We start from the raw sequence: 23785 nt of genomic DNA, 5'->3' as shown, positions 1-23785 counted from the left end.
CTTTCCCCGGAAAGTCTCGAAAGAAAACGCCGCCTTTAAAAAAAGGCGGCACCCAAAAACTTTTATGATTGCCAATATATGGTGCGACGGGGGCGGCGCCTGCCCGCATCCCGTCAGCGACCAGTTGGCCCTTACGGCATCATGCTGCCCGTCTCGATGAAGCGCTGGTGCCATGACAGCGCCTCGGTCAGCAGGTGCGGCGACTGCTGGCCAAACGAGCCCGCGCGGGCACGCTTGTAATAATCCTGCAGCATCGGGCGATAATCGGGGTGGGCGCAGTTGGCGATGATGACTTCCGCGCGCTGCTTGGGCGAGAGGCCGCGCAGGTCGGCAAGACCCTGTTCGGTCACGAGCACCTGCGAATCCTGCGTGATGTGATCGACATGGGAGGCCATGGGCACGATGGCGGAAATCTTGCCGCCCTTGGCAGTCGACGGCGTCATGAACACGGAAATATAGGCATTGCGGGCAAAATCACCCGAGCCGCCAATGCCGTTCTGGATCTTGGAGCCCATGATCTGGGTCGAGTTCACGTTGCCATAGATATCCGATTCGATCAGGCCGTTCATGGCGATACAGCCAAGGCGACGGATCAGGCCGGGATGGTTGCTGATATCCTGCGGGCGCAGGATGATCTTTTTCTGGAACTCGCGCATGCGGCTGTTGAGCGCTTCGGCCGCTTCCGGGCTGAGCGAGAAGGCCGTGGCCGAGGCCACCCGCATCTTGCCGCTTTCCAGCATGCCAAGCATGCCATCCTGAATCACCTCGGTGTAGGCGGTCAGGTCATCAAACGGGCCTTCCTCCAGCCCGCCCATCACGGCATTGGCCACGTTGCCCACGCCGGACTGCAGCGGCAGCAGCGACGGTGGCAGGCGGCCCATCTTCACTTCGTGGCGGAAGAATTCCATCAGGTGGCCCGCAATGCCGCGCGCGGTCTCGTCGGGTGGTGAGAACGGGGCGTTGCGGTCAGGCGCATTGGTCTCGACAATGGCCACGATCTTGGCGGGATCGACCTTGAGCGAGGTGCCGCCGATGCGATCATCGGGGCGCAGCAGCGGGATGGGCTGGCGGTGCGGCGGCAGGGCTGCGCCATACCAGATGTCGTGCATGCCCTCGAGCGCTGCATCCTGCCAGCTATTGACCTCGATGATGACCTGCTTGGCGGTGTCGAGCCAGGTCTTGGAATTGCCGACGGAAGAGGACGGCACGATGCTGCCATCTTCACGGATGGCGGTGGCCTCGATGATGGCGGTGTCGATCGTGCCAAAGAACCCCGCCCAGGCCATGGGGGCGACATGGCTGAGATGCATGTCGAGATATTCCGTCTCGCCCTTGTTGATGCGCGCGCGCAGGCCGGCATCGGAATTGTAGGGCATGCGGAACGAGATGCCGTTGACCTTGGCAAGCGCGCCATCAAGCTCCGGCCCGGTCGAGGCGCCCGTGAGCAGGCGGATGCGGTATTCCTTACCCTCGGCGTGCGCGCGCTCCATCAATGCGGCAAGCGCCTGCGGCACGGCCTTGGGGTAACCGGCGCCGGTAAAGCCACTGGTGCCCACCGTGCTGCCCGGGCGGACAAGGGAGGCCGCCTGCTCGGCGGTGGTGATCTTGGCCCGGAGCGCCGCATTCCGGATTCGGGTGTGGTCGATCATGAACTTTCCCTCAAACTCTTATCGTTATGCCCGGCCGGTCGAGACCGCGCCGGATATGTCGTATGCCGCCGTCACGGCCCTTGGCCGGGGCCGATCTGCCGGGGCGGCGGCAGTGGCGCGGGTATTCCCTTTGCACCACGGCGCCTGTCCCTGCGTTTCACTTCAGCATGACGCTTTCATCTGTTCTCCGTCCTGCAGGCTACGTCACAACAAAAGAGTGTGACACCGCAGCCGGACTCCGGTTGGCGGTTTCACGTTTACTCCATCAGCCACGCTACCGGCAGGGGTGCCACGCCTTATGCCGGTCTGTGTCCTGGGCAATATATTCCGGTTTTTGGTGTACAATATCGTTACCCGGATGCAACCGGTTTGTGTCATTAAGGATACATTATTGCCCATCCCCCCTAGTGCATGGCGGCCAATCTTGTGAATAATAGGAGACCAGACCCAGCAAGGGGCACCACCCGGACCGGCCATCAACAGGAGAGGATTTTCGTTTGAGACGTCGCTTTCCCTCTCATCGGCCTGTCATGGCACGGGATGCCACATTCCCGCCCGCCGCCGGGCGGGAAGAAGCGCCCCCCCCTATCGCGTCCACGCTGCCCACGCACCCGCTGGCAGGACTGCTGGCCGGTCGCCCCCTGCGCGTGGTGGGCGACGTGCATGGCGACCTGCACGCCTTTCGCCACGCGGCTGCTACGGACCGGTTTGTCATACAACTGGGCGACCTAGTGGATTACGGGCCGGACAGCGCGGGCGCGTTCCGCCTGATGCAGCGCCTGATCGATGAAGGGCGCGGCCTGTTCATACTGGGCAACCATGACCGCAAGCTGGCCCGCGCGCTGCAGGGCCGCAAGATGCGCCGCGACCCGCCCTTGATGGAAACGCTGGCCGCCTTCCTGCGCGAGGAAAACAGCGACGTGTACCAGCGCGCGCTGGATGACCTTGCCCGCGCGCCCGCGTGGATCGTGCTGGGGCAGTCCATATTCGTGCATGGCGGCTTTCATGCCCGCATGCTGGGCGAACTGCCGCCGCCGGGGCTGGGCACGGTCACGCCCCTGCTGTCACGCGCCCTGTTTGGCGAGACGACGGGCCGCATGCAAAAAGATGGCTACCCCGAGCGCAGGCTGAACTGGGTCGATCACATTCCGCCGGGTTATACGGTCTATTGCGGGCATGACCGCCGCTCCACCGACGGGCGACCCTGGGTGCGCCACGGCCGCATGGGCGGGCGGGCCATCTTTACCGATACCGGGGCCGGCAAGGGGGGGCACCTGGCGTGGATCGACCTCCCGCCGGTGCTGTAAGTCTTTTTTCACTCCCCTTTTCTTTCCCAACGCAGGAGCGCCGACACTTATGACCACCATCGAGGCCAGACAGGAAGCAGCCCGGCTCAAGCTTGAAGAGCTGCGCTGCAGCATCGACAACATCGATGCCGCCCTGATCTACATGCTGGCCGAGCGCTTTCGCCACACGCAGGCGGTGGGCCAGCTCAAGGCCGCCAACGACATGCCGCCCGCCGACCCCGCGCGTGAGGCACGCCAGGTGGCTCGGCTGCGCGAACTGGCCACCGCTGCCCATCTGGACCCCGATTTTGCGGAAAAATTCCTGGCCTTCATCATCCGCGAAGTCATTCGCCACCATGAGGCCATTGCCGCGGGCACAGGCCAGTAACCGCCGCCATGCCCCGCCAGCTTGTGCTCATGCGCCATGCCCAGGCCGCCCCTGCCGCGTTTGGTGATGTGGGTGCGCAGGCCGATTTCAACCGCGCGCTGACCCCGCATGGCCGCGACAGCGCGCGTGCCCAGGGCGCATGGCTGCGGGCGGAAGCCTTTGCCCCGCAGGTGGTGCTGGTCAGCCCCGCGCGGCGCACGGTCGAGACGCTTGCGGCACTGGGATCATTTTATGGCGATCGGAAACCCGATATCCGATATGTGAACGAACTGTATGAGGCAACCGCCGAAACGGTGCGTGACCTGCTTTATGGAATTGCCGATAAAACGAGTAATATCATGATCTTAGGCCACAATCCGGCCTTGGGTGCCCTGGTGTTTGGCTGGGGGGCGCGGCATTGCCCGCCCGCCCTTGAGGCTCCTTTGCAGCGTGGCTTCCCGCCCGCCTCGATCGCCTGCTTTACTGCCGAAAATCCATGGAATTCCGCCACCGATCAGGAAATCCACCTAAGCGCCCTGTCTTGCCAATAATGTCATTGCGGCGAAGGGGGTGCATGGATTGCCACGGCGGGGGTTTCGTTCCTATCGTCAGAGCCGAGGCCCGATGATTGCCGCACCTTGGCGGCGCGCGGGCATATAATTTGGGCATATCCATAAACTGCCGCACGAACGGCAGAATGCCTGGAGGTTGGAGATATGGCCCCCTGCCCCACCAGCGCAGGCGTGGCCCCAGGAGGAGAGTTGTAGATGAGCGAGTCCGGAAAAACTGCCACAATCTCGCTAGACGGCAAGGATGTTGCACTGCCCGTGCTGTCCGGCACGATGGGGCCGGATGTTGTCGACATCCGCAAGCTGCCCGCCCAGGCTGGCGTATTCACCTATGATCCCGGTTATGGCGAGACCGCATCGTGCTCCAGCAAGATCACCTTCATCGATGGTGAAAAGGGCGTGCTGCTGCATCGTGGCTACCCCATTGCTCAGCTGGCCGAACAGGCCACCTTCATGGAAGTGGCCTACCTGCTGCTCAACGGCGAGCTGCCCGACAAGGCGCAGTACGACGGGTTTGTGAATTCCATCAAGCATCACACGCTGCTGCACGAACAGATCCGCAATTTCTTTAACGGTTTCCGCCGTGATGCTCACCCCATGGCCATCCTGTGCGGCACGGTTGGCGCGCTGTCCTCCTTCTACCATGAAGGGCTGGATGTCTCGAACGCGGCCACGCGCTACCAGTCGGCCATGCGCATCATCGCCAAGATCCCGACCATTGCGGCCTGGGCCTATAAATACACGCAGGGCGAGACCTTCATCTACCCGCGCAATGACCTGTCCTATGCCGAGAACTTCCTGTCCATGATGTTCGCGGTGCCGAGCGAGCCCTACAAGATCAATCCGGTGCTGGCACGCGCCATGGACCGCATCCTGATCCTGCATGCCGACCATGAGCAGAATGCGTCGACCTCCACCGTGCGCCTTGCCGGCTCGACGGGGGCTAACCCGTTTGCGTGTATTTCCGCAGGCATCGCAGCACTTTGGGGGCCTGCCCATGGCGGGGCCAACGAGGCGGTGCTGAAGATGCTGGCCGATATCGGCCACAAGGACAACATCCCCGAATTCATCGCCAAGGTGAAGGACAAGACCAGCGGCGTGCGCCTGATGGGCTTTGGCCACCGGGTGTACAAGAACTTCGACCCCCGCGCCAAGATCATGCAGGCCACCTGCCACGAGGTGCTTGGCGAACTGGGCATCAAGGACGACCCGCTGCTCGACCTTGCGATCGAACTGGAAAAGATTGCGATCCACGACGAATATTTCGTCAAGCGCAGCCTGTACCCCAATGTCGATTTCTATTCCGGCATCATCCTCAAGGCTATGGGCATCCCCACCAGCATGTTCACCGTGCTGTTTGCCGTAGCCCGCACCACCGGCTGGATCAGCCAGTGGAAGGAAATGATCGAGGAACCCGGCCAGCGCATCGGCCGCCCCCGCCAGCTTTATACCGGCTCGCCGCAGCGCGACTTCGTGCCGTTTGACAAGCGGGCCTGAACGGCCCTGCCGCCAGGGGGCATGGCCTCCCTGGCGGCTTTGGCGCCCTGCTGGAGAGTGTTTGAAAACCAGAACAGGGCACGCAGAAAGGGGCAGGCTGCTAACGCGGCCTGCCCCTTATGGCTTTGCATGAAACCCTGCCCTGTGGTCAGTCGCACTCACACCCGGCCGTCGGCCCAGGGCGCTGCTGGATCACGTGATGGTCGATCCATTCAGACACCAGACGCCTGGCCTCGTTGAGCGAGGATTCGGGGTGGTGGATACGGTAGAGGGTCGTGCAGGCATGGAAAGCCGACACATCGCTGGTCCCGACGCCACGCAGTTCCTGGTAGGCGGTGATTACGGCACGCTCGCATTTGCGGGCGATGCGACTGTTTTCAACAGACACGATGCGATGATCCACTACTGAGAATGATTATTAATATTGAGATACTAGAGCGAATACCCCGTGGGGGCAAGGTACGCGTGCCCTCACACTCTGCTGATCGGGTAACGTTATATTTCCGATGCGGCCTTTTTTTGGCAATTCCGCCCCCATTGGCCCGGACACCGATGGATTTTCCGCCCTGTTGCGGTTAATCGTCTGTGCTGACATTCAGTACACGCAATTCATTTGGCCGGAGATAGGGTATGCACGACGCCACGGGGAATGGGGCAGGACTTTCAACAGGCACAACCGCATGGGACCGCGACGCGGCCCTCATGACCGCGCGCCTGCTGCTGGAAATCAAGGCCGTCAACTTCCGCCCCGATGATCCCTACACCCTGACCTCGGGCTGGAAATCCCCAGTTTACATCGATTGCCGCCGCATCATCTTCTTCCCCCGCGCGCGCCAGAAGATCATGGAACTGGCGGTGGAAAAGATCGGCCGCCATGTCGGCTATGAAAGCATCGATGCCGTGGTGGGCGGCGAGACGGCGGGCATTCCCTTCGCGGCGTGGATTGCCGACCGCATGATGGCGCCCATGGCCTATGTGCGCAAAAAGCCCAAGGGCTTTGGCCGCAATGCCCAGATCGAAGGTGACGTGCCCGAGGGCATGCGCACCCTGCTGGTGGAAGACCTGACTACCGATGGCTCATCGAAGGTGCAGTTCGCCAACGCGCTGCGCAAGGCGGGCGCGATCGTGGACCACACCTTTGTCGTGTTCTTCTACGGCGTCTTCCCCGGCGCATACCGCACGCTGGCGGATATGGACATCAGCCTGCATGCGCTGTGCACCTGGTGGGATGTGCTCGAGGCCTGCGCGGGCAAGCCCTATTTCTCGGAAAAGGACGCGGCCGAGGTCCGTCGCTTCCTTGAAGACCCCTGCGCGTGGTCGGCCAAGCATGGCGGCGTGGGCAGCGCTGAAGAAGCCCTGGCGCTCAAGGCCAAGCGTGATGCCGGGGCCTGATCCACGGGCTGGCTGATGCCGCGTGTTCTCGCCTTCGATTCGGGGATTGGGGGGTTGGGCATCGTAGCCCAGCTCCGCTCTCTCCTGCCCGGCATACCGATCGACTATCTGGCCGACACGGCCGTATTCCCTTACGGCGAACAACCCGATGCCCTGCTGCGCGAGCGGATCGTGCGCCTGGTGGGTGTTGCCATTGACCGCCTGCGGCCCAGCGTGGTGGTGGTGGCGTGCAATACCGCCAGCACGCTGGCGCTCGACAGCCTGCGTGCGGCTTATGATGTGCCTTTTGTGGGCTGCGTGCCGCCCATAAAATGGGCCGCCGACCAGACCAGCACCGGCACGATCGGGCTGCTGGCCACGCGGGCCACCGTGCGCCGCCCTTACCTGAAGGCGCTCAGCGCCCGCTTTGCCCCCAACTGCACCCTGCTCGCCCATGGCGCGCGCGGACTGGCGGACATGGCGGAAAACACTTTTCGCGGCACCCCGCCCGATGCTGCCCGCCTCAAGGCGGAACTCGCAGGCCTGTTCGGGCAGCCCGGCGGGGCGGCAATTGACGTGGTGGGGCTGGGCTGCACGCACTATACCTTCCTGCTCGAGGCCATGCGTGAAGTCGGGCCACCGCATGTCACCTGGCTGGACCCGGCCCCTGCCGTAGCCCGCCAGACCCGCCGCGTGCTGGCCACGTGCCCTGCCCTGACCGGGCCTGCCGCTTCCCTGCCCGATCAGTTCTGCTTTACCGCATTACCGCATGACCTGGCGGCCCTGCGGCCCGGACTGGTGGCGCTGGGCTACGGCCAGGATGCACCGAGGCTGTTTGACGCCAGCCCCGGACCTGAATACAGAAAATAAACGTTTCTGGATGCTGCCTTTTTTCAAAAAAAGCAGCATTCCTTGAATGCTTTTTGAAAAAAGCTTCACCAAAAACTTCTTCTGGTTTTTTTAGAGAGTGTCAGGGAGAGGCTTTTCAAGCCATCCCTGCAGGTGCCGCCTGCTTAGCGCAGGCGGTTGACGGTGTAGCTGGCCGTATCCTGCAACATCTGGCGCAGGCGGCCGGGCGGGAAGATGGACAGCGCCTCACGCGCCGCATCGGCATATTCCGTTGCACGCTCAAGCGTGATGCGGATGGCGCCGGTCTGTTCAATCAGGCGCAGGGCATGATCGAGATCCTCGGGCTTCTGCTCGCTTTCCTCGATCACACGCTGCCAGAAGGCACGATCCTCCTCCGAGCCTGCGGCATAGGCCGCCAGCACCGGCAGGGTGATCTTGCCTTCACGGAAGTCATCACCCACCGTCTTGCCCAGGCGGGCCTGGTCGGCGGCGTAATCCAGCGCGTCATCCACCAGCTGGAAGGCCATGCCCAGATTGGTGCCATAGGATTCGAGCGCACGCTCCTCGGCCTCGCCCCGGTCAGCCACGACAGCGCCCACGCGGCAGGCTGCGGCGAACAGTGCCGCAGTTTTGCCATGAATGACCTCCAGATACTGATCGATCTGTGTGGAGAGGTCATTCTGCGTGGACATCTGCAGCACTTCCCCTTCCGCAATGGTGGCGGAAGCGGATGAGAGGATATTCATGACCTTGAGCGAGCCATCATCCGTCATGAGCTGGAACGAGCGGGCGAACAGGAAGTCCCCCACCAGAACCGAGGCCTTGTTGCCAAACACCGCATTGGCGCTGGCCATGCCCCGGCGCAGCGAACTCTCGTCCACCACGTCATCATGCAAAAGCGTTGCCGTGTGGATGAACTCAACGCAGGCCGCCAGGGCCACGTGGCGCTGGTGTGTGGCATCGGGCTGGTAGCCACATAGCCGGGCGGAAGCCAGTGTCAGCAGCGGGCGCAGCCGCTTGCCACCGGCGGCCACAAGGTGGGCTGCAAGCTGGGGAATAAGGGCGACCGGGCTGTCCATCCGCTCGACAATGGCGCGATTGCACGCCGCCATGTCATCCGCAAGATATTCCGCCAGATCGCGCAGGGCGACTTCTGATCCATCTGCCATCGGGCGGCGAGCCCCTTCGTCTTTCTGACTTGCCGTTTCGTCGGATTCCGGCAGACTAACTGCTAGGGCCAAAAGGTTACTCTCCCGGTTCCGAATGTATCAACATAGAATGAGTATATGGGCGGCGCTGGAATAACGGTCAAGCCGGAGCACACAGGCATACGGCACGGAGCAGCGCATGATCTGCCTCTCCCCCCCTCGGGCATGGACCCTGTAACCACAGGCCATCTGCTGGGTGGAAAGGTGGTCTATCGCCAGTTTTCGACCGGAAACAGGACCGGACTTGAGCCTGTTTTGATGGCTGCTTTCGTGCCCGCGCGCCCCGGGCAGACCGTAATGGAAGGTGGATGCGGCGCGGGCGCCGGGCTGCTCTGCCTGTCGAATCGGGTGCCACGGCTGACCGGAATCGGGCTGGAGCATGATGGCGCCACCGCTGCGCTGGCCCGGCACAACTTCATGCTCAACCATCGTCACGACCTGCGCGTGCATCGTGCCACCCTGCCTGCCCTGCCCGATGACCCGCTGCTGTCCGGCCCCGGCGTGCGCCGCATCGACCACGCCTTCGCCAACCCGCCATGGCACGATCAGGAATCGTCAGCTTCCCCCCACAGCCAGCGTGATCTTGCCCGCCGCCTGCCCACAGGCGCGCTCGGGGGCTGGGTGCGTGCTCTCGCAGCCCAGCTACGCCACCACGGCACGCTGACGCTGGCCCTGCCGTGCAGCCTGCTGGCAGCCTGCTGCACGGCCATGGAGCGCGCGCAGCTGGGCCGGATCAGGGTGCTGCCTTTCTGGCCCCGCGCGGGGCAGGCTGCGCGTATCATGCTGGTTCAGGGGCGGGCGAACTCACGCGCGGGCAGCGAAATGCTGCCCGGCCTTGTGCTGCATGAGCCAGATGGCCGCTTTACGCCACAAGCCCGCGCCATTCTGGAACAGGGCATGCCGCTTATGCCGTAAGCGAAGTGGTATGGCTGAAAAAAGATAAAAGCTTCCGGGCCGCCGCCTTTTTTCAAAAAGGCGGCGGTCTCTCAAGGCTTTTTGAAAAAAGCTTCACCAAAAACCTTGTTCCCTCGCCCTACTGGCAGGCGAGGCATTCCTCATAATCGCCCGATGTCGCAGGGGGGCTGCCGCCATCCTTTGGCGGCACGTCGCGCTTTTCCTGTCCGTCGCTCACCGCGTCAGCCCGCTGGATGGACAGCGAGCGGCAATAATACAGCGATTTCACTCCCCGCTTCCACGCCATATAATGGATCTGGTGCAGGTCGCGCTTGTGCACGTTGGCAGGCAGGAAGATGTTGACCGACTGCGCCTGGCAGATGAACGGCGCGCGATCTGCCGCATGCTCGATCACCCAGCGCTGGTCGAGTTCGAACGCGGTCTTGAACACGTCCTTCTCCTGCTGGGTCAGGAAATCGAGATGCTGCACGCTGCCCTTGTTGAGCGTGATGGACGACCAGACATCGCTGGTGTTCCGGCCCTTGCTGGTCAACAGCTTGTCAAGGTGGCGGTTACGCACGGTAAACGAGCCGGACAGCGTTTTTTGCAGGAACACATTGGCCGCGATCGGCTCGATGCCGGGGCTGGCATTGCCCGCGATGATGGAAATCGACGCCGTGGGTGCGATCGCCATCTTGTTGGAGAAGCGCTCCATCACGCCATATTCCGCCGCATCCGGGCAGGGTCCACGCTCTTCGGCCAGCTTGCGCGAGGCGGCATCGGCCTGCGCGCGGATGTGCTGGAAGATCTTGCGGTTCCAGCTCTTGGCCACAACGCTCTCGAACGGCACGTTCTTGGCCTGCAGGAAGGAGTGGAACCCCATGACCCCCAGCCCCACCGAGCGCTCGCGCATGGCGGCGTAGCGGGCACGCTCCATGTCATCGGGCGCGCGGTCGATGAAGTCCTGCAGCACGTTGTCGAGGAACAGCATCACGTCCTCGATGAACTGCGGATCATCCTTCCACTCATCCCATGTTTCAAGGTTGAGCGAGGAGAGGCAGCACACCGCCGTGCGCTCGCGGCCATGGTGGTCCATGCCGGTGGGCAGCGTAATCTCGGCGCACAGGTTCGATGTCTTGACCTCGAGCCCCGCCAGCTTGTGGTGCTCGGGGCGCGCGTTGTTCACGTGGTCGGAATAGATGATGTACGGCTCGCCCTGCTCCATGCGCGCGGTCAGGATGCGAATCCACAGCGCACGCGCCGAAACCTTGCGGATGACCGTGTTGTCCTTGGGGGAGAGCAGCGCCCATTCATCATCATCGGCCACCGCGCGCATGAACGCATCCGACACCAGCACGCCGTGGTGCAGGTTGAGCGCCTTGCGGTTGGGGTCGCCGCCGGTGGGGCGGCGCAGTTCGATGAATTCCTCGATCTCGGGGTGCCAGACCGGCAGGTACACCGCAGCCGAGCCACGCCGCAGCGAACCCTGGCTGATGGCCAGCGTCAGGCTGTCCATGACACGGATGAAGGGAATGACGCCCGAGGTCTTGCCGTTGCGACCCACGTTCTCGCCAATCGAGCGCAGGTTGCCCCAGTAGGAGCCGATGCCGCCGCCCTTTGAGGCCAGCCACACATTCTCGTTCCACAGGTCCACGATGCCGCGCAGGCTGTCATTGGCCTCGTTGAGGAAGCACGAGATGGGCAGCCCCCGCGAGGTGCCGCCATTGGAGAGCACCGGGGTAGCCGGCATGAACCAGTGCCGCGAAATGTAATCATACAGCCGCTGGGCATGGGCGGGGTTGGCCCCGTAATACGAGGCCACGCGGCCAAACAGATCCTGATAGCTCTCATCAGGCAGGAGGTAGCGGTTGTTGAGCGTTGCCTTGCCAAATGCCGTGAGCAGCGCATCGCGGGAATGGTCCACGCGCACGGGATGATGACCGGGAAGCTGGACCACGCTGTCCAGCATGTCAGACGTGTCAGGCATGGGCGTACTGTCCTTTCCCTGGACGATCCCATCCCCGTTGGCAGAACGATCGGCCATGCCGCCGGATACGTCATCCAGGACCATTTACATTCTCCGTAATCGGCCCGCGCCAAGGCACGCAGGGCCTTTCGGGCGCCTGCGTGGTGGGACGGGGTTTTATGATATGCCCCTATATATGGACTATTTCATGCTGCTTTGCACTAGATAATGTGGCCCGGGAAAATGGGGAACGTTGTTCCGAATCAGCGGCCAGCTTACGTCAAGCGGATTGACGGGAGATTATTTTTTTTAATTTTTCTCCCCTCCGCCTCAGGCCGTAAGGCTGCCCCACCGCGCCTTTGCCGCCTCATCCTGTGCGCGGGGCTCGACCCAGGCGCTGTGCCCGTTTTCAAATTCCTCGCGTTTCCAGAACGGTGCGCTGGTCTTGAGCCAGTCCATCATGAAGGCGGTGCCCTCCTGCGCCGCCCCCCTATGGGCGGAGGCGCACAGCACCAGCACGATGGGCATGCCCACCGCCAGCCGCCCGACCCGATGGATGACCGTGCAGCCCACCAGCCCGAATCGCGCGCACGCCGATTCCGCTATGCGGCGCATCATGGATTCGGTCATGCCGGGATAATGTTCGAGTTCCAGCGCCACCAGCCCGCCGCCACCGCGCACGATTCCGGTAAAGGCGGCGACTCCCCCCACATCCTCATGCCCGCGTAGCAGCAGCGCGGTTTCATGGGCGCTATCGAACGCCTCGGCCTGAACACGGATCGTGATGCGCGGCATGATGGTCTCAGCCTCCTGTAACCGGCGGGAAGAAGGCAATCTCGTCATGCGCGGCAATAGGGGCAGCAATCGTGGCGAAACTCTGGTTCACCGCCACGCGGATCAGTTCAGGTTTGGCGAAGATGGCAGCATATTCCCCCCCACGCGCGCGCAGGGCCGCAATCAGATCCTGCACGCAATGCGCGCCTTGCGGCAGGGGCAGCGTCTCGCCGGAGCGGCCAAGGCGGTCGCGCAGCCATGCAAAATAAAGAATGCGTAGCATTCCGCTCTTCTCTCCCACTCAGGGCAGGCCCGACGCCCCGCACAGGCGGGTCGCGTCAGGGGGCCTGCTGTTCATGCACCATGCCATCGGCGCTGACCTCGGTTGTGGTGCCATCACCATTGGGCACGATGATCGCCGCATCCGATGCGTCCTTATGCGTCGCCCCCTGCCCTGAAGACAATGCGGAAACGTGCCCGGGCAGACCATCGCCCGCTGCATCGTTGCCGATCTGCATCTCGCCGCCCGCGGGCAGGTCATGCTCAGGCCCCGCGTCGGGCTGCATGGCCGCGACCACCTCCCCCTGCGCCGGGGCCATCTGCCCGCCAGCCAGAACGGGCCAGATGTTGCGCGCCTGCGGCACAATCGGCAGCACCTGCGGGGCCTGCCCGCTCACACGGCGCATGTTCTCGCCCTCCGCGCGCGGCGTATTGGGCAGGCTGCCGGGAAATTCGGTATTATCGGCCAGGATCGGCCCGAACCCGCCGCATCCTGCCAGCCCCACCAGCAATGACAGCACCATTGCATTGCGCACCACGCTCTTCCCTCGCCCCCTCGCCAAACCGGCGGGCACGAGGCCCGCAGGGACGATGAGCCATGAAGCGCGTTAATTTTTCATGTAGGTCAGGAAGATAATTTGGTGGCGCCCGAAGTGCCGCGCCCCACATGGCGCAGCCCGGTGGAGACATAATCCCACCCGGTGATCAGCGTCAGGGCGGCGGCGATCCACATCATGACGGCGCCGAGCGCATTGACCGGCAGCCAGCCGATATGCAGCAGCCCCGCCGTGCTGTCGCCTGCCAGCAGGAAGCCAATCGCCGTCATCTGGAAGCCAGTCTTCCATTTGGCGAGCTTCGTCACCGGCAGGCCAACACGGGTGGCGGCAAGATATTCACGCAGGCCGCTGACCAGGATCTCGCGACACAGGATGATGATGGCCGGATACAGACATGCGTAAGGCAGCCGCTCCAGCCCCGCCATGACCATGAGCGACGCGCCAACGAGCAGCTTGTCGGCAATGGGGTCGAGCATGCGGCCGAGGTCGGAATTCTGGTTCCATGCCCGCGCCAGTTTGCCATCGAAGTAATCGGTAATGCCCGCCAGAATGAACAGCACGCACGCGGCGCAATCGGTCTGCGCCGTGTGGATGACCACAAGCGCCACGACAATCGGCACCACGATGATGCGGGACAGGGTCAGGAGGTTGGGCAGGTCGGTAAGCATGCTGATACTGCTATAACCAAGAAAGGGAGAAAGCCAAGATACTGATAACGCCTGTCAGGCAGTTTGCAGGCTCACATCTGCATGACAGCCGCTCACTCTCCTGTCCAGTCGGGATGAAAAAAACCGTAAATGACCCGCGCCATGTCGCGGTTGATACCCGGCGCATGCTCCAGTTCCCCCAGGCCAGCCTGCCGCACGCCGCGCGCCGAGCCAAAATGCTTGAGCAGCGCGCGCTTGCGTGCCGGCCCAACGCCCGGAATATCATCAAGTTCCGAGCGCACCAGCGTTTTGGAGCGCCCGGCGCGATGGGTGGTGATGGCGAAGCGGTGCGCCTCATCGCGCAGGCGCTGCAGGTAGTACAGCACCGGATCACGCGGCGGGAGCTGGAAGGGTGGCCGGTCGGCGGTGTGGAACCATTCCCGCCCCGCATCACGGTCCGGCCCCTTGGCAATGCCCACCAGGGTCACGCCCGTCACGCCAAGTTCATCGAGCACGCCGCGCACGGCGGTGTACTGCCCTGCCCCGCCATCGATCAGCAGGATGTCGGGCCAGTCTTCGGGGCGCACGCCTTCCTCTCGGTCTTTCAGCGCACGGCGGAAGCGCCGCTCAAGCACCTCGCGCATCATGGCGAAGTCATCGCCCGGCGTGACCGGCCCCTTGATGGAGAATTTGCGGTAGGCGCGTTTTTCAAACCCTTCCGGGCCGCCCACCACCATCACGCCATAGGGGTTAGCCCCCTGAATGTGACTGTTATCGTAGGTTTCAATGCGCTTGGGCGCAGACTCGAGGCCGAACAGGTCGGCAACACCCTGCAACAGCTTCGCCTGCCCCGCGCTTTCGGCCATCCTGCGCTCGAGCGCCTCACGCGCGTTCAGGGCGGCATGCTCGATCACGCCACGCTTTTCGCCACGTTGGGGGTGAATGATCTCGACCTTGCGGCCCCGGCGCAGGCTCAGCGCGGCGGTAAGCACGTCAAGCTCCGGCAGGTCCTGGTTAACGAGCACCTGGGCGGGCGGCGGCTTGTCATCATAGAACTGGCCGATGAAGGCTGCGAGCACGTCGGGCGCGTTCTCATCGCGCGCATGGCTGGGAAAGAACGCCCGGTTGCCGTTATTGCGCCCCGCGCGGATGAAAAACACCTGAATGCACGACTGCCCGGCAATCTGCCAGATGGCAATGATATCCGCGTCACTCACGCTGGAGGGGTTGATGACGCTGGAATCCTGCTGCAGGGCCGAAAGCCCGCGTATGCGGTCGCGGATGGCCGCCGCGCGCTCGAATTCCAGCGCCTCGGCGGCCTGTTCCATCTCGCGGCCCAGCTTTTCGCGCATGTCCGGGTCCTTGCCCGCCAGAAAGCTGCGCGCCTGAGCGGCGAGTTCGGCATAGTCCTCGCGGCTGATACGGTCGGTGCATGGCGCCGAGCAGCGATGGATCTGGTGCAGCAGACACGGGCGCGTGCGGCCCTGCATCTCGCTATCGGAACACGAGCGCAGCAGGAAGGTGCGCTGGAGCAGGTTCAGCGTCTGGTTGACCGACCAGGCCGAGGCGAACGGCCCCCAGTACGACGCCCCCTTGACCGGCTTGCCCCGGTGCTTGCTGATCTGGGGGAAGTCGTGCCGGTCGGTCAGCATGATCCACGGGTAGCTTTTGTCATCACGCAGCAGGATGTTGTAACGCGGCTGCATGCGCTTGATGTAATTGGCCTCGAGCAGCAGGGCCTCGGCCTCGGTATGGGTGGTGACGATTTCCATGCTGCGCGTTTCCGACACCATGCGGCGCAGGCGCTCGGTCAGGCGGCTGACATGGGTGTAGGAGGTCACGCGCTTCTTCAGGTTCAGCGCCTTGCCCACGTACAGCACGTCCCCCTTTTCACCGAGCATGCGGTACACGCCGGGGGCCTGCGGCATGGTGCGCAGGGCATGATGGATCGCGTCGACCCCCACCGGGCGGGCTAGTGCGTCGGAAATGGCCGTTGTCATGGACAGCAGCCGTTCATCCACCGATTATGTGGATAAGTCTGTGGAGCAGGGGCCGAAAAAAACGTGCGGGTGGCGGTTTTCCGTTCCTGTACTTGGATTGCCCAAAAAAACATCACTAACAACAACCTACTGTTTTTAAACAACTATATTGGACAAGGCGGAGGCCGGAAAAAAAATCCGCTCCTCGACAGGCCGGATTCAGGGCTGTCAACCCCGCAGGTGGACAAATTATGGCATCCCTGTGTCCTGATGCCTGGATTACATTTTTGCAGGAAATATCAGCCGCCTTTTGCCATTCGTTCCTGTTTTCGTCCTGCGCTGGGCGGCGTGGGGAAAAAAATATTCTTGTCAGCCTGCCACGGATCGGCAATGCAGCCGATATGCGTATCGTTACCTGGAATATCAATTCCCTCCGCCTGCGGATGCCGCTTCTCGCCCGGCTGTGCCAGGACACATCGCCCGATATCGTCTGCCTGCAGGAAACCAAGGTGCCCGACGCCCTGTTCCCGCTTGAGGACGTGCGCGCCCTTGGCTTCGGGCATGTCGTGTTTCGCGGCATGAAGGGATATAATGGGGTGGCCATCCTGTCACGCCAACCCGTAACCATGCTGGAGGATACGCCGGACTGGTGCGAAAAGGGCGACTGCCGCCACATCGCCGTGCGCCATGGCACGGGAGATGACGCGATTGACGTGCATGATTTCTACGTGCCCGCGGGCGGCGACGTGCCCGACCCGGTCGAGAACCCCAAATTCGCCCACAAGCTGGCTTTTGTTGATGAGGCGCGCACGTGGTTCTCGGCGCGTGACATGCGGCGCACCGTGCTGGTGGGCGACCTGAACATCGCCCCCCTTGAGCAGGATGTGTGGAGCCACAAGCAGCTGCTCAAAATCGTCAGCCACACGCCTGAGGAGACGGAGCGCCTGCTGGCCTGGCAGCAGACCGGCTTCATCGACGCGATGCGCGAATTCGTGCCGCCCGATGAGAAGCTTTACACGTGGTGGTCCTACCGCAACCGTGACTGGAGCGCGTCAAACCGGGGGCGACGGCTGGACCATGTGTGGGTCACGCCCGACTTGCGGGGCGCCCTGCGTGGCATGGAGGTGCTGCGTGCCGCCCGCGACTGGGAAAAGCCATCCGACCATGTGCCGGTGCTGATCGACATTGAGGGCTGACTTCAAGTCAGTTTGATCAATCGGTTGCCCAAACGCGACCGGGCCGCCCGAAACCGGGCGGCCCGTCACAATCCGCAGGTCAGAAAAAGACCTGTTCAGGCAAGGGCGCTCTTGCCGCCTTCGGGGTCGAGACGGTAGCCACCGCCTTCCGTCACCAGCAGGCTGGCATTGGTGGGGTCTGGCTCGATCTTCTGGCGCAGGCGGTAGATATGGGTTTCCAGCGTGTGGGTGGTCACTGCCGCGTTGTAGCCCCATACCTCATTAAGCAGCACCTGCCGGGGCACGGGGCGCGTGCCTGCGCGGTACAGGAACTTCAGGATGGCCGCTTCCTTCTCCGTCAGGCGGATGCGGCGATTCTTGGCCGTTTCCTGCAACAGTTTGGCGGATGGGCGGAAGATATACGGCCCGATGGCGAAGACGGCATCCTCGCTGTTCTCGAAAATGCGCATCTGCGCCCGCAGCCGGGCCAGAAGCTCCGCAATGCGGAACGGCTTGGCCACATAGTCATTGGCGCCCGCATCAAGCCCGCGCACCACATCCGTCTCGTCATCAGAACCAGTCAGAATGATGATGGGGATGCGCTTGCCCTTGCGCCGCAGGTCAGCGCAGAAATCACGCCCATCCCCGTCGGGCAGGGATACATCGAGGATGATCGCGTCAAAACGCGCCCCCGGTTTCTGCAGCTTTTCCCAGGCTTCGGCGACGGAGCCAGCCTCGATCGCTTCAAATTCACCATCAATCTGTAGCTGTTCAACGAGCATCTGACGTAAAGTCTGATCGTCGTCCGCTATCAGTATGGGACGTGCTCCTGCCATCGAACCCTCTTTATCACTTATAAGAACGGCCCTTTATCGAACCGCTCTCTGTCTTGCCGTTCATGCCCGGCCCCATGACCGACAGGCCCATGACCCGTCGGCCCCGATGCCGTATGCAGCCGGATGAGGCCGGAGATAACATAAATACGACCCGATCCAGAGGAATTCATGATACGCGCTATTTTGCAAACGAATACAGGGCTGGATGCACAACTGCATTGCATTCGCGAAATTATGCCCGCCATCATCGGCGCGGGCGGCGTAAAAACCCGTAAAATCGAGGGAGATCACGCAACGCCTGCCGGTATTCTGCCATTACGGCGCGTGTTCTATCGCGCCGACCGGGTGGCATCACCTGTTTGTCATCTGCCGGTTGAGCCGCTCTCGCCGCTTGATGGCTGGTGCGATGACCCCGCCAGCCCCGATTACAACCGTCATGTCACCCTGCCCCACCCCGCCCGGCACGAGCGTCTGTGGCGCGAGGATCACGTTTACGACATTGTGGTGGTGCTTGGTTATAACGACGCGCCTGTCCATTCCGGCGCGGGGTCGGCCATTTTCCTGCATCTGCCGCCAAAGGGGGGCAGGCCCACGGAAGGCTGCATCGCCCTGCCCGAGCCTGCGCTGCGCCGCCTGCTGGCCGCGGGGCTTGCGGAAATCGAGGTCAGGCCGCCGGGATAGGCCCATCGACCACGGGCAGGTCCGTGCGGCTGGCATCTTGGCCTGGCGGCATGAACAGCACGATGATGTCGCCCTCCGCCGGTTCGGCCGGAATCGCATCCTCGGCAGAGAAAACCCAGATTGCCGTACCTTTGCGGATAATCATGAACAGCATGGCCGGGCCATCGGTCAGCCGGGCTTCGCTTATGGTTTCATCGGCAATGTAGCTGCCAAAGCGCCAGCCCTGGGCGTAGCGGGAATCGATGAGTGAGAAATTCCACGCAGGCTCGCCCAGCACCTTGCCGCGCGAATCCCGGCTCAGCCCGTGATACAGGTCCAGCCGCGCAATGCCCGGACTGACCTGAAACACGCGCTGCCGCCCCAGATCGGGCGCCATGCGCGCGCAGACCAGGCCATTATAGATGGCATCCGGCGTGGTGGCGATCAGGTAGTCGGCGGGGCGTTCCTCCAGGCTTTCCTGCCCCTCGACCGAGAGCAGCTCGGCCCGCAGCACCGGCACGCCCAGCCCCGCCGCCTTGTTGAGCGCAGGCGCGTACGTATCGACAAGCAGCACCGGCACCCCCCGGTCATGCACCACGCGGGCCAGGTTGGTGGACCACGCATTGGCCCCCATGATGGCCAGCGCCGGCTCATCGGACAGGGTCAGCTTGAGCGCGCGCGCCAGCGGCCTGAGCGAGAAGCCGTGCAGGATCATGGTCGAGGCGATCAGCGCGAACACGGCGGGCGTAATCATGTTGGCCCCGGCGTAACCGGCCTCCTGCAACTGTAGCCCCACCACGCCGGACACAGCGGCGGCCACGATGCCGCGCGGCGCGATCCAGCCCACGAACAGCCGCTCCTGCCATGACATGCTCGCCCCGATGGTGGAAAGATAGATGCCCAGCGGCCGCACGACGAACATGACCGTGAACGTCAGCGCCATGATGGGCCAGGACAGTTCGGACAGCACCGTGCGCTGCAGGTCCGCCGTCAGCAGCACGAACAGGCACGAGACCACGATCACGCCCAGCGATTCCTTGATGCGCTGAAGCTCGGACATGCCGGTCACATGCAGGTTGGCCAGCGCCATGCCGAACACGGTGGCCGCCATGAGCCCCGCCCCCTGCATGAGCAGGTTGCAGATGGCCGCAACCCCCATGGCGAAGGCCAGGATCATGGGAATGCGCAGGATCTCGGGCAGCAGGTCGCGCGCCGAGAGGAACTTGATGAGCAGGGCGGGCAAAATACCGCACCCGATGGAAAACATGGTGGCGAACAGCAGATGCGGCCCGATTTCCACCGCCGCAAGCGACGCATCGGATGTGTGGCTGGAACTGATCAGCAAACATTCGAGCATCAGGGTTGCCAGAATGGCCGCGATGGGGTCGTTCACGATCGCCTCCCACCGCAGGAAGGCCGCCACCCTTGGCCGCAGCTTGGTGTGGCGCAGCAGGGGCAGCACCACGGTTGGCCCCGTCACCACCACGATGGCGCCAAACAGCCACGCCGTGCCCCAGTTCAGGTGCCCCACGTAATGCGCTGCCAGCGAACCGAGCACCCAGTTGATGGGAAGCGCCGCGGCCGTCAGGCGCAGCACGCCCTCGCCCGATTCACGCCACTGGCGCAGGTCAAGCGCCAGCCCGCCCTCGAACACGATGAACGCCACGGCCATGGACACGAGCGGGTGGAAATAAGGCCCGATGGCCGTGGCCGGATGCAGGATGCCCAGCCCCGGCCCGCAGATCAGCCCAAGGGCGAACAGCAGCACGATGGCAGGCAGCTTGAAGCGCCACGCCACCCACTGGGCCGCAATGCCACCGCCTAGCACGAACAGAATTCCAATTGCCAGGTTTGTTGCCTGCATCCCGATGTCCCATAATGTTGCTAATGCCGCTGGCGCCAGCCTGCCGATGGAGCACGGATGGAAAAGCCTCCCCCGGCCCGCGCGCGGCAAGCGCACACCCATCCCTGCGCCGCATCCATGATCCCGTCAGCTTCGGCACATGACACTGTATATGTGCAACAATAACGCCCCAGGGCAGGAAACCAGAACCGGCCTGTTATAGATAAGCCAAAAAGATTTCTTGCCGCAACAGAATACGGCGTGAATGTTAAAGACCCTGCAGGTGCCCTTTGACTGTCTTTTGCTATACTGACGCTTTATTGATGGCTGTGTTCACCATGCCTGTGCGCAGGCATGGCGGGCCGCAGGGTTTTTGGTGCCTGTTTCGCGCCAGGAATGTCCGGGAGCGACTTTTGGCGAAATGCTGCCTTTAAAAAAGGCCGCACCCGGAGACTTTACCCTGTTATCGGGAAACGGGTTTCAGCCCGCTTCACGCTGCATGATGGCGGCGAAAAAGCCATCCGTATGGTGCTGGCGCGGCGTCAGACTGACCTGCCCATCCGTACTCAGCCCCGCAGGCAGGTCATCATCAGCGCCATCGGGCACAACCAGCGAAAAAGCCGGGTTACGGGCCAGAAAGGCTGCGATCTGGTCGCCATTTTCCTCGCGCAGCACGGAACACGTGGCATAGACCATCCGCCCGCCCGGCCGCACCAGGGCGGCGGCCCGGTCCATGATCGCGGCCTGCTTTTCGGTCAGTTCCGTAAGATCCTGCTCGCGCAGGCGCAGGCGGGCATCGGGGTTGCGCCGCCATGTGCCGGTGCCGGTGCACGGTGCATCGACCAGCACGCGGTCAAAGCTGCCACTGCGGCGGCGCGCCCAGCGGTCGCCCGCCACCAGCAGGTGGCGCTCGGCATTATGCACGCCCGCGCGCCGCAGGCGGCGCACCGCGCCTTCCAGCCGGGGCTCGGATACGTCGCACGCCACGATGTGCCCGCGGTTTTCCATGGTCATGGCCATGCCCAGCGTCTTGCCCGCAGCGCCCGCACAGTAATCAAGCACGCGCATGCCCGGCCGCGCCCCCACGGCGGCGACGACAAGCTGGCTGCCTTCATCCTGAATTTCGATCAGCCCGCTGCGAAAGGCAGCGCACGACGTAATGGGCTGGCGGCCCGCAACCCGCAGCCCCCATGGCGAGAGCGTGGTATCCACCGCGTGGATGCCCTCCGCCTCAAGCGCCGCCTGCGCGGTAGGGCGGTCGGATTTGAGCAGGTTCACCCGCAAATCCAGCGTCGCCTCGCCATCCATGGCGGCAAGCTCGGCTTCCAGCCCTTCCCCAAAAGTGCGCTCAAGGCGGGGCAGCAACCAGTCCGGCACTTCAAGCCGCACGGCAGGCGGCATGTCGGGGTGGAGCAGCCCCTGCCCTTCAAGCTGCGTGTAAAGGCTGCTTTCCGAGCCGATCAGCCCCAGCGGCGCGTACCGCTCGCCGGTAAAGAGATGTTGCGGGTTTTCACGCACATCCGGCTCGAGCGCCATCATGGCCAGCACCAGCGTGCGGGGCGTGACCTTGCCCCCCACGCGTTCAATCCACCAGTGCAGCCTGCGCCAGTGCCGCAGCACGCGCCACACGCGCGCCGAGATGGCCCGGCGGTCGCCGCCACCAATATAACGCCGCTCACGAAAGAAGGCATTGGCCAGCGCATCGGCGGGGCGCTGCGGCGTGGCCTCCATTGCGGCAAGCAGGTCAATGGCGGCAGAAAGCCGTGCGCTGGGTGTCATGAATCAGGGAACCGTTATAGTGGGGAAGGCCGGCAGGATCAGTCCTGCCGGTAGTTCGGGGCTTCACGCGTGATGGACACGTCATGCACATGGCTCTCGCGCAGGCCCGCGCCGGTAATGCGGCGGAAGCGCGCGCGCTTCTGCAGGTCGGCAATGGTGGCCGAGCCGGTATAGCCCATGCCCGCGCGCAGGCCACCCACGAGCTGGTGCACCACCGCACCCATCGCGCCCTTGTAGGCCACGCGGCCCTCGATGCCCTCGGGCACCATCTTGTGCGTGTCCTTGATGTCCTGCTGGAAGTAGCGGTCCGCCGACCCGCGCGACATGGCGCCAAGGCTGCCCATGCCACGGTAGGACTTGTAGGTCCGGCCCTGATACAGGAACACCTCGCCCGGCGCCTCTTCCGTGCCCGCAAGCAGCGAGCCGATCATGACCACGTCGGCCCCCGCGCCGATCGCCTTGACAATATCGCCCGAGGTGCGCACGCCGCCATCGGCAATGGCAGGCACGTCAAGCTCGTGGCACGCGGCCGAGGTTTCCATCACGGCGGAGAACTGCGGCACACCCACGCCCGCCACCACGCGCGTGGTGCAGATCGAGCCGGGGCCGATGCCCACCTTCACGCAGTCAGCGCCCGCGCCGATGAGCGCCTGCGCCGCCTCGGGGGTGGCGACATTGCCAGCAATGATCTGGATATCGTTCTCGATGGCGCGAATGCGCTCGATGCTTTTCAGCACGCCTGCCGAGTGGCCATGGGCGGTGTCGATCACCACCACGTCCACGCCCGCCGCGATCAGTTCACGCGCGCGGGCCACGCCATCATCACCCACCCCGGTGGCCGCTGCGCACAGCAGGCGGCCAAGGCTGTCCTTGTTGGCCTGCGGGTACTGCACCGCGCGGTCCATGTCCTTGACCGTGATAAGGCCGATGCAGCGGTCCTCGTCATCAACGACCAGCAGTTTTTCAATACGGTGGCGGTGCAGGAGCTGGCGGGCCTGGTCGCGGTCCACGCCGTTGCGCACGGTCACGAGGTTCTCGCGCGTCATGAGTTCATACACGCGCTGGGCGGGATCGGTGGCGAAGCGCACGTCGCGGTTGGTCAGGATGCCCACGAGGCGGTTGGTCTCACGCTCGACCACCGGCAGGCCGCTGATGCCGTGGCGCGACATGGTGGCGTTCACTTCCGCGAGCGTCTGGTCGGGATAGACGGTGACCGGATTGACCACCATGCCCGATTCGAAGCGCTTGACGCGACGGACCTGCTCGGCCTGCTGCTCAATGGTCAGGTTTTTGTGGATGACGCCAAGGCCGCCGTTCTGGGCCATGGCGATGGCCATGTTATCTTCGGTCACGGTATCCATGGCCGAGGAAATCAGCGGAATGTTGAGGGTGATCTTGCGGGTCAGCCGGGTTTTTGTCGATGTCTGCGCAGGCAGCACGCTCGATTCATCGGGAACGACCAGCACATCATCAAAAGCGAGGGCCTCGCGGATGCGGTCCTCAAGCCGGGGTGTCGATGTGGTTTTGGAAATGGAAGACATGATGCAGGGCCCTCGTCAGCAGATGGCGGCTACCCCGCGCCTCGGGTCACCGACCGTTG

At 63.5% G+C, this 23785-nt stretch carries 22 protein-coding genes; 9 read left to right on the top strand and 13 right to left on the bottom strand.

Going from position 1 to position 23785, the window contains the following annotated elements; translation table 11 throughout:
- Positions 1-131: 131 nt before the first annotated feature.
- Positions 132-1649: an acetyl-CoA hydrolase/transferase family protein gene (locus R5N89_RS05490; protein WP_110569715.1), complete on the bottom strand. Its 1518-nt coding sequence runs from the start codon at positions 1647-1649 to the stop codon at positions 132-134.
- 530 nt (positions 1650-2179) lie between these two features.
- Between R5N89_RS05490 and R5N89_RS05485 the strand changes: the two genes are divergently transcribed.
- The 4 genes from R5N89_RS05485 to gltA all read left to right on the top strand — a co-directional run bounded on the left by R5N89_RS05485 (position 2180) and on the right by gltA (position 5368).
- A complete protein-coding gene (locus tag R5N89_RS05485) occupies positions 2180-2956 on the top strand; it encodes a metallophosphoesterase (protein ID WP_110569714.1) in 777 nt (258 codons plus the stop codon).
- A gap of 49 nt (positions 2957-3005) precedes the next feature.
- On the top strand, positions 3006-3323 hold the full coding sequence (locus R5N89_RS05480; protein ID WP_110569713.1) for a chorismate mutase: 318 nt from the start codon (positions 3006-3008) through the stop codon (positions 3321-3323).
- 8 nt (positions 3324-3331) lie between these two features.
- A complete protein-coding gene (locus R5N89_RS05475) occupies positions 3332-3853 on the top strand; it encodes a histidine phosphatase family protein (RefSeq protein ID WP_110569712.1) in 522 nt (173 codons plus the stop codon).
- Between the two features lie 216 nt (positions 3854-4069).
- Positions 4070-5368, top strand: coding sequence for a citrate synthase (gltA, locus tag R5N89_RS05470; RefSeq protein ID WP_110569711.1), 1299 nt, complete (start codon positions 4070-4072; stop codon positions 5366-5368).
- A gap of 148 nt (positions 5369-5516) precedes the next feature.
- Here gltA and R5N89_RS05465 read toward each other — a convergent pair whose 3' ends face one another.
- A complete protein-coding gene (locus R5N89_RS05465; protein ID WP_110569710.1) occupies positions 5517-5771 on the bottom strand; it encodes a hypothetical protein in 255 nt (84 codons plus the stop codon).
- Positions 5772-5998: 227 nt separating this feature from the next.
- Between R5N89_RS05465 and R5N89_RS05460 the strand changes: the two genes are divergently transcribed.
- Both R5N89_RS05460 and murI read left to right on the top strand, forming a co-directional pair.
- Complete coding sequence (locus tag R5N89_RS05460) at positions 5999-6760, top strand: orotate phosphoribosyltransferase (RefSeq protein ID WP_061273257.1); 762 nt, start codon at positions 5999-6001, stop codon at positions 6758-6760.
- Between the two features lie 15 nt (positions 6761-6775).
- On the top strand, positions 6776-7609 hold the full coding sequence (murI, locus tag R5N89_RS05455; RefSeq protein ID WP_110569709.1) for a glutamate racemase: 834 nt from the start codon (positions 6776-6778) through the stop codon (positions 7607-7609).
- Between the two features lie 143 nt (positions 7610-7752).
- Here the strand turns inward: murI and R5N89_RS05450 are convergent, their stop codons facing one another.
- Positions 7753-8757: a polyprenyl synthetase family protein gene (locus R5N89_RS05450; RefSeq protein WP_110569708.1), complete on the bottom strand. Its 1005-nt coding sequence runs from the start codon at positions 8755-8757 to the stop codon at positions 7753-7755.
- A gap of 204 nt (positions 8758-8961) precedes the next feature.
- On the opposite strand from R5N89_RS05450, the gene R5N89_RS05445 reads away from it, so the two are divergent.
- Positions 8962-9711: a tRNA1(Val) (adenine(37)-N6)-methyltransferase gene (locus R5N89_RS05445; RefSeq protein ID WP_110569707.1), complete on the top strand. Its 750-nt coding sequence runs from the start codon at positions 8962-8964 to the stop codon at positions 9709-9711.
- 118 nt (positions 9712-9829) lie between these two features.
- Here the strand turns inward: R5N89_RS05445 and R5N89_RS05440 are convergent, their stop codons facing one another.
- From R5N89_RS05440 to uvrC, 6 genes are all read right to left on the bottom strand, one after another.
- Entirely contained in the window at positions 9830-11677 is a 1848-nt protein-coding gene (locus R5N89_RS05440) for a ribonucleoside-diphosphate reductase subunit alpha (protein ID WP_244192230.1), read from the bottom strand.
- A 309-nt stretch (positions 11678-11986) separates the two neighbouring features.
- Complete coding sequence (locus R5N89_RS05435) at positions 11987-12451, bottom strand: molybdenum cofactor biosynthesis protein MoaE (RefSeq protein ID WP_110569705.1); 465 nt, start codon at positions 12449-12451, stop codon at positions 11987-11989.
- Between the two features lie 7 nt (positions 12452-12458).
- Positions 12459-12713 (bottom strand): molybdopterin converting factor subunit 1, encoded by a 255-nt coding sequence (moaD, locus tag R5N89_RS05430; protein WP_110569704.1) that lies wholly within the window; start codon positions 12711-12713, stop codon positions 12459-12461.
- A 55-nt stretch (positions 12714-12768) separates the two neighbouring features.
- On the bottom strand, positions 12769-13233 hold the full coding sequence (locus R5N89_RS05425) for a hypothetical protein (RefSeq protein ID WP_110569703.1): 465 nt from the start codon (positions 13231-13233) through the stop codon (positions 12769-12771).
- Positions 13234-13334: 101 nt separating this feature from the next.
- Positions 13335-13934: a CDP-diacylglycerol--glycerol-3-phosphate 3-phosphatidyltransferase gene (gene pgsA / locus R5N89_RS05420; RefSeq protein ID WP_110569702.1), complete on the bottom strand. Its 600-nt coding sequence runs from the start codon at positions 13932-13934 to the stop codon at positions 13335-13337.
- A 92-nt stretch (positions 13935-14026) separates the two neighbouring features.
- Positions 14027-15913 (bottom strand): excinuclease ABC subunit UvrC, encoded by a 1887-nt coding sequence (gene uvrC, locus R5N89_RS05415; protein WP_208624708.1) that lies wholly within the window; start codon positions 15911-15913, stop codon positions 14027-14029.
- A 380-nt stretch (positions 15914-16293) separates the two neighbouring features.
- Between uvrC and R5N89_RS05410 the strand changes: the two genes are divergently transcribed.
- Positions 16294-17088 carry an exodeoxyribonuclease III gene (locus tag R5N89_RS05410; RefSeq protein ID WP_208624707.1) on the top strand — a complete coding sequence of 265 codons (795 nt, stop codon included), beginning with the start codon at positions 16294-16296 and terminating at the stop codon, positions 17086-17088.
- Positions 17089-17183: 95 nt separating this feature from the next.
- On the opposite strand, the gene R5N89_RS05405 is transcribed toward R5N89_RS05410, so the two are convergent.
- Positions 17184-17903, bottom strand: a complete 720-nt coding sequence (locus tag R5N89_RS05405; RefSeq protein ID WP_061273227.1) for a response regulator transcription factor — start codon at positions 17901-17903, stop codon at positions 17184-17186.
- A 168-nt stretch (positions 17904-18071) separates the two neighbouring features.
- On the opposite strand from R5N89_RS05405, the gene R5N89_RS05400 reads away from it, so the two are divergent.
- Positions 18072-18584 carry a L,D-transpeptidase gene (locus tag R5N89_RS05400; protein ID WP_208624706.1) on the top strand — a complete coding sequence of 171 codons (513 nt, stop codon included), beginning with the start codon at positions 18072-18074 and terminating at the stop codon, positions 18582-18584.
- Here R5N89_RS05400 and R5N89_RS05395 read toward each other — a convergent pair.
- The 3 genes from R5N89_RS05395 to guaB all read right to left on the bottom strand — a co-directional run bounded on the left by R5N89_RS05395 (position 18568) and on the right by guaB (position 23726).
- The gene (locus R5N89_RS05395) at positions 18568-20427 is read right to left on the bottom strand and encodes a sodium:proton antiporter (protein ID WP_110569699.1); all 1860 of its coding nucleotides are present in this window, start codon (positions 20425-20427) and stop codon (positions 18568-18570) included. The two genes, R5N89_RS05400 and R5N89_RS05395, sit on opposite strands and share 17 nt — an antisense overlap.
- 459 nt (positions 20428-20886) lie before the next feature.
- Positions 20887-22185 carry an RsmB/NOP family class I SAM-dependent RNA methyltransferase gene (locus R5N89_RS05390; protein ID WP_110569698.1) on the bottom strand — a complete coding sequence of 433 codons (1299 nt, stop codon included), beginning with the start codon at positions 22183-22185 and terminating at the stop codon, positions 20887-20889.
- A 38-nt stretch (positions 22186-22223) separates the two neighbouring features.
- Positions 22224-23726 (bottom strand): IMP dehydrogenase, encoded by a 1503-nt coding sequence (gene guaB, locus R5N89_RS05385; protein WP_110569697.1) that lies wholly within the window; start codon positions 23724-23726, stop codon positions 22224-22226.
- Between the last annotated feature and the right edge of the window lie 59 nt (positions 23727-23785).

This window comes from Komagataeibacter sucrofermentans DSM 15973 (assembly GCF_040581405.1).
Taxonomy (GTDB): domain Bacteria; phylum Pseudomonadota; class Alphaproteobacteria; order Acetobacterales; family Acetobacteraceae; genus Komagataeibacter; species Komagataeibacter sucrofermentans.
This window is presented reverse-complemented; position numbering and strand designations above follow the sequence as displayed.